Genomic DNA, 1,057 nt, shown 5'->3' with positions numbered 1-1,057 from the left:
GTCGGCGCATCGTCCGGCGGAATCAGCGCGATCAGCCGTCCGGCATCGTCGTAGCGGTATTCGGTGACCGCCCCCAGCGCATCCTGCTCGGCGACCAACCGACCTTGCGCGTCATAGGCCTTGAGCTGCTCGCCACCGTCCGCCGACACCTGACGCACCAGCCGCGCCGTGTCGTCGTGGACATAAACCTCTTCGCGACCGTCGACGTACTGCACGGTGACACGGCCGGCGTCATCCCAGACGTAGCGCGTGTCCATCTGCGAAAACGACGCCCAGTGCCGCACGCAGCGTGCCGCCTTGCCGCCACGCTCCCACGCCCAGAAGAAACTCGCGCCGCCCGTTAACTGCCGTTGCAGGATGACGTGCTGGTCGTCGTAGTCGTAACGCTCGCTCTCGCCGACGGCGTTGGTCGCCTCGATCAATCGATGACGGGCATCGAAGCGGTAGCTGACCAGCGTCTGCTCGGTGCGCCAGGCAGACTCCCGAAAAACCTGATAGTCGACCGCGACCAGATGCGCCCGCTCATAGCGCAGCAACAGGGAACGACCGGCCCCGTTGTCGAGGCGCTCAACGCGATCCAGACGATCCCGCGTAATACGCAACCGGTTGCCATAGGCATCGCTGACCGCCGTCAGACGCCCAGCCCGAAAGTGATAAAACCGCGCCGTCTCACCCGCCAGCGCAACGATCAACTCCTCCGGCTCATCCCCCAGAAAGATCGCCGCCCGCGACAAGCTGTTGTGAATCGCCGGCCTCTCGATACTCGGCAACGGAAACGGCGTGCGCCGGTTCTCATGGTCAACCCAGACCACCGAAGCGCCCTCGACCTCCAGCCGATGCGCCAGCGAGTGACTCCAGCCAAACCCCAGCCCGACATCGATCTCGACCGCACTGGTGCGATACAAGCGGCTGAACTCGAACGGCAGCAGCCCGTCGAGCACGCCATCGGTGAGGGTCAGCAATTCCTCACCGGTGACCATCGACACCGGACACCCGTTGGTGCAGGTCCGCGGCGCACAATCGGCGCTGTCACCGTTGGGATTTTTCGCCTGATCCG

Annotated in this window: 1 protein-coding gene; it reads right to left on the bottom strand. The window is 64.8% G+C overall.

Features of this window, described 5'->3' with window-relative positions; all coding sequences use genetic code 11:
• A partial coding sequence (locus JKA62_RS28840; RefSeq protein ID WP_201820547.1) for a DUF6531 domain-containing protein occupies positions 1-1,057 on the bottom strand: 1,057 nt, incomplete at both ends.

This window comes from Pseudomonas sp. B7 (assembly GCF_016735645.1).
GTDB lineage: Bacteria > Pseudomonadota > Gammaproteobacteria > Pseudomonadales > Pseudomonadaceae > Aquipseudomonas > Aquipseudomonas glycinae.
The sequence above is the reverse complement of the archived record's forward strand: the minus strand, read 5'-3'. Positions and strand labels throughout refer to the sequence as shown.